7 protein-coding genes are annotated in these 8,198 nt (G+C 51.1%); 1 reads left to right on the top strand and 6 read right to left on the bottom strand.

Features of this window, described 5'->3' with window-relative positions:
* Positions 1-61: 61 nt before the first annotated feature.
* The 6 genes from WBV27_RS03205 to WBV27_RS03230 form a co-directional block, all read right to left on the bottom strand.
* Positions 62-1,042 carry a LacI family DNA-binding transcriptional regulator gene (locus WBV27_RS03205; protein ID WP_424199352.1) on the bottom strand — a complete coding sequence of 327 codons (981 nt, stop codon included), beginning with the start codon at positions 1,040-1,042 and terminating at the stop codon, positions 62-64.
* 270 nt (positions 1,043-1,312) lie between these two features.
* On the bottom strand, positions 1,313-2,638 hold the full coding sequence (locus tag WBV27_RS03210; RefSeq protein WP_424199354.1) for a DEAD/DEAH box helicase: 1,326 nt from the start codon (positions 2,636-2,638) through the stop codon (positions 1,313-1,315).
* Between the two features lie 75 nt (positions 2,639-2,713).
* Entirely contained in the window at positions 2,714-3,721 is a 1,008-nt protein-coding gene (locus WBV27_RS03215) for a Gfo/Idh/MocA family protein (protein WP_424199356.1), read from the bottom strand.
* 210 nt (positions 3,722-3,931) lie between these two features.
* Positions 3,932-4,633 (bottom strand): DNA-3-methyladenine glycosylase family protein, encoded by a 702-nt coding sequence (locus WBV27_RS03220; RefSeq protein ID WP_424199358.1) that lies wholly within the window; start codon positions 4,631-4,633, stop codon positions 3,932-3,934.
* A 104-nt stretch (positions 4,634-4,737) separates the two neighbouring features.
* Positions 4,738-5,616 (bottom strand): aldo/keto reductase, encoded by an 879-nt coding sequence (locus WBV27_RS03225; RefSeq protein WP_424199360.1) that lies wholly within the window; start codon positions 5,614-5,616, stop codon positions 4,738-4,740.
* 139 nt (positions 5,617-5,755) lie between these two features.
* Complete coding sequence (locus WBV27_RS03230) at positions 5,756-6,631, bottom strand: metallophosphoesterase (RefSeq protein ID WP_424199362.1); 876 nt, start codon at positions 6,629-6,631, stop codon at positions 5,756-5,758.
* 248 nt (positions 6,632-6,879) lie between these two features.
* On the opposite strand from WBV27_RS03230, the gene WBV27_RS03235 reads away from it, so the two are divergent.
* The coding region (locus tag WBV27_RS03235; RefSeq protein WP_424199364.1) for a DUF1538 domain-containing protein at positions 6,880-8,198 on the top strand (1,319 nt) is incomplete at its 3' end.

The following is an 8,198-nucleotide window of genomic DNA, read 5'->3' on the forward strand; positions in this document are numbered from 1 at the left end:
CATTTGTGGTGTGCTTGATGGCCTTTTTATTTTCATCTGTTGCTCGTTGCATAGGCTGTGACTAAACTTTTTTTTGAGTCGATTCCCTAATCAACAGTTCGTTATCCAACGTTTGGATCAGGTCGACTTCCTTTTCCAGAATCAATTCCATCAGAATTTTGGCCGCCAATTCTCCGGACTCCTGGAAAGGATAATGCACGGTTGTGATGCGCGGATAGACTGCTTCGGTGATTTCGTAGCCGCCGAAGCCCGCCAAGGAAAGCTGATCCGGTATTTCGATCTGCAGTTCGTGGGCAGCGCGCATGACCCCGATCGCGATATTGTCGGTCGCGCCGATCACGAAAGTCGCTTTTGATTGCGGCAGGATTTCCAGTGCCTTTTCGTAGGCGTCCTTCATGGCAAAGCTCGTTTTGACGAAGGTATAATCGATGTCGTGGCCTTCGAAAGCCTGTTCGATGCCGTTGCGCCGGGTCACCCCGACCGCCTTATCGGATTCGTCGACCCCGAAGACAAGAATGTTCCTGTGCCCGTTCGCCACAGCGTAGGCTCCGACCGAATGGCCCGCCTTCTCGTCATCATGGATGATGCAGTGGAAATCGGGATGCGATTGCCCGACGATGACGACGGGAACATCAGCCTCTTCGAACGCCTTCACATGAGCCGGCGTGATGGCCGCCGCGAAGAAGACGATGCCGTCGACGCGTTGCTTCGCCAAGGTGGAGATGGCTTCGATTTCGCGCTCGCGGCTCTGATCCGCATTCGTGATCAACAATTGGTTTTTGGAAAGGCGCAGACTGTTCTCCAAGCCCCGCAACGCTTCATTCGTCGCAAAGGAATTCAGACGCGGAATGATCGTCCCGACCATGTGCGTGCGCTTCGCTTTCAGGCTTTGGGCAAATTTATTCGGTTTATAATCATTCTCAGCGACGATTTCATCCAGCTTCGCCTTTGTTTTTTCGCTGACCGCCCCGCCGTTCAGATAGCGGGAAACAGTGCTCTTCGCCACACCGGCCATTTTGGCGATGTCATTGATGGTGACCATGGATAGCGCCCACCCCTTTCTTGTGCTGCATAGTGGACTTTGTTCCGTATCCGTATACATATTCATTCTCTGTCTTTGATTATACAGGTATGAAGTGGTCGCCGCAACGGACCCGGGAAGGAAATCTTACTGTTGGTTCTGTCGACCGCCCGACTGGCAGGAGTTCCGGCCCGCATTCCAAAAAACGCAAAAATCCACACTTCGCCGCGGACAGCCTCCGCAAGCGCGGTTTTGGGCTGTCCTTCCGGCAGAGTACGGAAAGTTCTTCAGTTATTCAGATAGCTTTTGTTCTGTTGGCTTGCGGCGCGCGCCTTTGTTTTTCTGATCTTTGGAGCGGATTTTTTTCTTTTTCGTTTTTTTGGCAACTGCTTCCTTCGCAGTCTCTTCCTCTTTCAAAGCAACTTTTTTCTGGATTTTGGCTGCTTTGGCTGCGGCCGGTTTCTGCGCATCGCGGATGGCGTCACGTGATTCGCGGCTCGGCAGTTCGTTGACGAGCTCACCGCCGTAGATGAAGAATTCTTTTACTTCATCCGGATGCGGCGCGAAGCGTTTGATATCGCGACTGTTGCGATCATTCACCAAGGACAGCACAACCCCTTTTTTGCCCATCCGGCCCGTACGTCCGGAGCGGTGCAGGTAGGTTTCCTTCGAAAGCGGCAGATCGTAATGGATGACGTAAGGCAGATCCAGGATATCGATCCCGCGGGCGGAGACATCCGTCGTCAGAAGGAACGTCGCGTTGCCTTTGCGGAATTCATCCATGGCGCTCTTACGCTGTGCCTTGCCGTAATCGCTGTGCAGCATGCGGACATTGATGCCCTCGAACTGCAGTTTTCCCGCCAAATAATCAAGTTCTTGCGTAGAATTCACGAAAACGAGCGCCTGCATGCCTTCCAGGTTGCCCAAGCGGCGCAGCATTTCAGCGCGTTTCCGCGTCGGCGCCTCGATGAAGCCATGGATAGTCTGATCCATGAACTGACCTTCTTTGGTCGTGTCGAACCAAAGCGGCTCCGTGTTGAACCATTTCTGGATGTCCTTCAGATTCTCGCTGTTCGTAGCCGAGAAGAAGCCCAGTTGGCGGGACCCCGGCGTTTTTTTGATCAATTCGCGCAAGGCGCTAAGATGTTCTTCCTGCATCAAATAGTCCGCCTCATCCAGGATGACCGTCCTGATGTTGTGCAGTTTCAGTTTTTTCTGGTTGGCCAATTCCAGCAATCGTCCCGGTGTTCCGACCACGATTTCCGGCTTTTCCTTCAGCTTGTCGATCTGACGGCCAACGTTCGCGCCGCCGATGATCACTTGCGCGCTCAAGTTCTTCAGGGAACCCCATTCAGCCAAAACGTGCCCTACTTGGTGCGCCAATTCCTGTGAAGGCACGAGCACCAGCAATTGCAATTCCTTGTTGGCATCCGTTTTTTGCAGCAACGGGATAGCATAAGCCAACGTCTTGCCGGTACCGGTCGGCGATAGGCCAACGACATCCTTGCCTTCCATCAATGGCTTGAAGACATTTTCTTGGATCGGCGTCGGCAGCTGAAAACTCATCTCGTTCCAGTATTTCTCGAATGGCATTGCCATTTCTTCCATCATCATCATTTATTTCCTCATTTCTTATAATGCAGCCTGTGTTTAGGCTGCGGTGCATACCTCGCGCGGAAGCATCCGTCTGACCTACGCCTCATCTAAATCCGCTGGGTAAATGATGCCCGCTTTTTTGCGCAGAGCTTCCATTGTCCGGTTGACGTCTCGGCTGATCTGCGTCCAACGTTCATAGTCTTCTATAGTATCAGGATTTTCCGGATCATTCAAGACGCGCGCGAATGCACGGACCTCGTCATCCATAAAATGTCCGGATGCTTTTTCGGCCAATTGGTACCGTTCGTTGGTCTCGCCGTCCACCAGTTCTACGGATTGGATCAAATTGACCCCATCGAGAATCAGTGTTTTTTTGGCGCTGTATATTTCTGAATCAGCGAAGGAATTGTAAATTTTTGACGTGTGCAGGTTGGCTGTGAAATACGGATATTTCAGCAGCATCGTGCCGGCTCCGTCGACGCCTGTCTGAATTTTCTTGGCGGCATAATCGACTTCCACTGGAACACCGAACCAAGTGATGGCAGCGTACAGCAAGTATACGCCCAAATCGGAGAGCGCCCCGCCGGAAAAGTTCAGCGAGAAGATGTTCGGTTCCTCGCCGGCCAGGACCTGGTCGTAGCGGGAGGAATATTTGGCATAAGTGAAGCTGGCGCCGTCGATTTCGCCCAATTTAGCGATCTCATTCCTGACCATTTCGAAGTTCGGTTCATGCAGGTGGCGGGCGGCTTCAAACAGGAAAACATTGTTGGCTTTCGCTGCGGAGAAGGCTGCCTCCCATTCCTTCGTGTTCGAGAAGATCGGCTTCTCAACGATGAGATGCTTGCCGTTCGCGATGGCCGACATGGCTTGTTCGAAATGGAGGCTGTTCGGCGATGCGATGTAGATGGCATCCACTTCCTCCAAGGCTGTGAATTTGTCCAACTCCGTGACGAACAGGTCCGCGCCGTAGCCTTCCCCGAAACTCTGGGCGTTGAACTGGGTGCGGCTGTATACCGCTTTTATTTCGAATTGTCCAGATGCTTTTGCCGCTGTGGCGAATTCATGCGCGATGCTGCTCGTTCCGATGATGCCTAATCTGATCATGGCTTTATCCCCTCACTCATTGTTGTCTTTGAAACATTCTAACCCCATTCTACACTAATCGGAAGCGGATTGCTTAGCGATACCATTTTTTTGAGATGTAAAATGAATGATTTTTGTAGGCATGATTGGGGCTGGCGCCCGGTTAAAGCATCCCCTTTGCAACAGAAACAAAAAAGCATCCCGGTGCAGACGGAATGCTGGCGTTAGACCTTATAATAGTTGCTTTTCCGCCCGTTTCAGCTCTTGGCGCTGCTTCAGGCGTTTCTTCTTTTCGGCTTCTGTCAGCGGCGCATAGTCCTTCAGATCCGGCAGGACGCCGACGGACACTTCCCACAGGTAGAGGCTTGCGATCGAACCATATGGCGCGTAACGCCGTTTGTATTTCTGGAACAATGGCTTCGTGATTTTGCGGTGATGGTACACCATCCGCAATCCGCGATGGATGGCGAGGTCGTCCCAGCTCAGCACATCCTGACGCCCCATCGAAAAGATCAGCAGCATTTCGGCAGTCCATTTGCCGATGCCGCGCAGCTGCGACAGTTCGGCGATGACCGCTTCGTCGCTCATGTGCTTCAGCGCCTCCAGATCGCATTCGCCGGAAAGGACTTTTTCGGCCGCTTCACGGATGTACGTCGCTTTGCGGGTCGACAAACCGCACTGCTGGATTTCTTCAATGCTAACTCGGCAAATATTCTCGGGCGTGATTGCTCCGAAAGCGGCAAGCATCCTTTTCCAGACCGTTTCTTGGGCCTTCATCGAAATCTGCTGGCCAACGATATTGTTGACGAGCGCCGAAAACAGATCCGCATCGATTGGCCGTTCGATAGGCCCAATCCGGTCGATGATGTCCGCCAAAATCGGATCTTTGGCCTTCAGATAGCGGATCGCTTCTTCATCATAATAAAAATTCATCTTACCCATCCTTGTTCTTCTTTATTTTATTTCATTATACCGTTTCTTCTCTCAGCGCACACAGAAAAACTGGAGACCCGGAGGCCCCCAGCGATAGTCTGTTATTACTTGATGTTGTGCGTGTCGACCCCGATTCTCTTGCCGAGGTTGTGGTCTTGGTGTCCTCTTTCAAAGTTGCTGGCTTGTTTGATGCGGGTAATTTTTTCCATTTCCTCATCCGTCAACATGAAGTCGAACAGGTCCAGATTTTCCTTCATGCGGTCGGGATCCTTTGTTTTCGGAATCGGAATAATGTCACGTTGCACAGCCCATTTCAATACAATCTGTGCCGGTGTCTTGTTATATTTTTCAGCGATTTTGATTACTTTACCTTCTTCCAAGGCTCTGCCTTTTGCCAATGGACTGTATGCCATCGACACGATGTTGTTGTCGTAGCCGAAATCATCCACCTCTTCCATGTTGTGGAATGGGTTGATCTCCAATTGGTTAACGGCTGGTTTGATGCGGGAATTTTCCATCAATTCCTTCAATTCGCCGCGCGAGAAGTTGGAGACGCCGATGCTTTTCACGCGTCCGGATTCTTTCGCATCTTCCAGCGCTTTCCACGTTTCGAGGTTCACGGCATCCTCTTTGCTAGGGCGGTGAATCAAGAATAAGTCGATTTGTTGCAAGCCTAAGCGGTCAAAGCTGGCTTTGATGGCATCGGTAGCTTTGTCATAGCCCATTTCGTCTTCCCAGAGCTTTGTGACCACAAAAATTTCATCTCTGGAAATACCAGCATTGATTGCTTTATTAATTCCTCGGCCTACGCCGGCTTCATTTTTGTACATGCTCGCTGTGTCAATCAGGCGGAAACCGCGCATGATGGCCATGAAGACTAGTTCTTCGGCTTCACCATCGCTGACATCCCATGTTCCAAAACCAATGCCAGGGATTGTAAAACCATCGTTCAAAGGCATCCTATCCATTAAGCTCTTTACCATGATAATCCACGCTCCTTCTACTTATTACCTTAAGTGTAACCCAATTTGGTAAGAAATACAAAAATTATTAATGCGCTTACATAACAAACTGGAGGAAAAAATCTTCCCCCCGTCGTCTCAGCGTTATTGGAGCACGCGCCTACAGTTTTTCAGAGACGGAGCCGTTCGTCAATGTCACTACAATCAATTCCGGACGGTTGTTGATGCGGAACGGGAAGGATGACCCGCCGATGCCACGGCTGACGACCAGTTTCTTTTCCGGATCCATGGGCAAGAGATAGACTCCTTCGGTATGCTGCGGCATCCGGCCTTGACCCGGTGCGAAGAGTCCGCCCAGTCTAGGGATGCGGATCTGGCCGCCGTGCGCATGGCCGGCGAACGTGATATCAGCTGATTTTTCCGGATTGATACTGTACTTCAGGAAATGTTCAGGTCGGTGGGCCAGCAAAAGGCGCGTTTGGCCTTGCCAATCTTTTCTCAGCTTAATCTTCTTCAGGAAGTCCTTCGTGATTTTCTGGATGGCTGCGCTTTTGTCGCTCAAACCCATGATAACGATAGGCTTTCTGCCTTTCGCCAGAACGCTGATTGCTTCGTCTTCCAGATAGCGGATCCCTGTTTTCTTGTACAGATCTACTGCAATGTGGAACATAGGCGAATGGCGGTCATGGTTCCCCGTTATGGCATAGGTTGGCGCAATCGCCGTCAATTTCCGGAATAGCTTTTCCGCCACAGAGGGGTCAAAGGTGTCATCCCCTTGGATCTGGTCGCCGGTCAGAAAGATGAAGTCCGGTTCCGCTTCTTCAGTCATGTCAATCAGCTTGTTCAGATCGATTTTCTCTTTCGGCAGATGGAGATCAGAAATCTGAACGATCTTCAGCCCTTCGTTTTCCGGCGCGAGGTTCTTTACCGGAATCGTGTACTCGGTTTTCTGGATCCAAGTATTTTGGAGATGCAGATAGGCCGCTGTGCCCGCCAAAACGGCAGTCTTCAGCAGGCTTTTGTTTTTTATGTTCATCATAATCATCCTTCATGAAACCCTATTGTTTCCTTTATTCTAATGCTTTGGGGCGTTTACGTCAAAATAAAACGGTCGGATCTTTTTGGGCTACCGGATCCGGGTGAATTTCCTGAAAGCATCGCGATATTGTCCGATGCCCTTCAAAAGAGTGCGTTTTACTTCCTATTTAATAGTTGGCATGTTATGTTTAATGTATGAATATTACTCTTCAACATTATAACATCACTTATGAAAGGAATGAATCTATGCGTATATTTACAGAAAAATTAAGGGAAGTCCTGCAGTCCGTGCTGCCGATCACGTTGCTTGTCGTCCTGCTCCACTTCACACTGACGCCGCTCGAAACGATCGATCTGCAGCGGTTCCTGTTCGGGGCGTTTTTGATCATCATCGGCCTGTCCATCTTTCTTTTCGGCGTGGATCTCGGCATCACGCCGATCGGGAAATTTCTAGGGAGAGGCTTAGCCCGCAGCAACAGCTTGAAATACGTGCTCGGAATGGGGCTTGTCCTCGGTTTCTTCATCTCAATAGCAGAACCGGATCTGCATATTTTGGCGGCGCAGGTTTCCGAGGTCACGAACGGCATGTATCCAAAAAATCTGCTTTTAATTGTCGTTTCCGTCGGCATCGCCGTGATGCTGACGATCGGCCTGTTCCGCATCGTTTACCGCTATCCGCTGAACAAGGCCTTCACATTCCTCTACCTCGCCATCTTCGGCTTGGCTTACTTCAGTTCGAATGACCTTTTCGCCATCGCTTTTGATGCATCGGGATCGACGACCGGCGCTTTGACTGTGCCCTTCATGTTGGCGTTGGCTGTCGGGGTCGCCTCCCTGAACCGGCGGACGCAATCAGCGGAGGAGGACAGCTTCGGGCTGGTGGGGATCGCATCAGCCGGCGCCATTTTGGCCGTATTGATTTTGGGGTTGTTCGTCCGTTCCGATGAACCGCTTTCGGGCTCGATGCCTGCCAGCACGGCTAATGTGACCCATTGGCTTGCGCCATTCCTGCACGAACTGCCGAAAATCGCGGGCGAAATCCTGTTGGCAGTTTCGCCGATAATGATCATCTTCGTGCTCACCCATGTCTTCTTTGCGGATGAAAAACTCTCGAAGCGTGCTTTCCGCCGTATTTTCTTGGGGATGGCTTATCTTTTTGTCGGGTTGGTCCTTTTCCTGACAGGCGTGAATGCCGGTTTCATGGAAGTCGGACGCAAACTCGGCATGCTGATTGCCGGGATGGACAGTTCGATTCCGGTCCTCATCGTCGGTTTTGTGCTGGGGGTATTGGTCATTTTGGCGGAACCTGCGGTATATGTATTGACGCATCAAATAGAAGATGTTACAACTGGATATGTAAAGCGCGGTATTGTGCTGGGATTTCTGTCCATCGGAGTCGGGCTCGCCGTCCTCTTGTCGGTCGTGCGTGTACTCATCCCTTGGCTGCAACTTTGGCACTATCTCGTCCCCGGCTATCTGATCATCATTGCCCTCTCCTACAAAGTCCCGAAGCTGTTCGTCGGGATCGCCTTTGATGCGGGCGGCGTCGCTTCAGGGCCGATGAC

Source organism: Trichococcus sp. (genome assembly GCF_049589555.1).
GTDB lineage: Bacteria > Bacillota > Bacilli > Lactobacillales > Aerococcaceae > Trichococcus.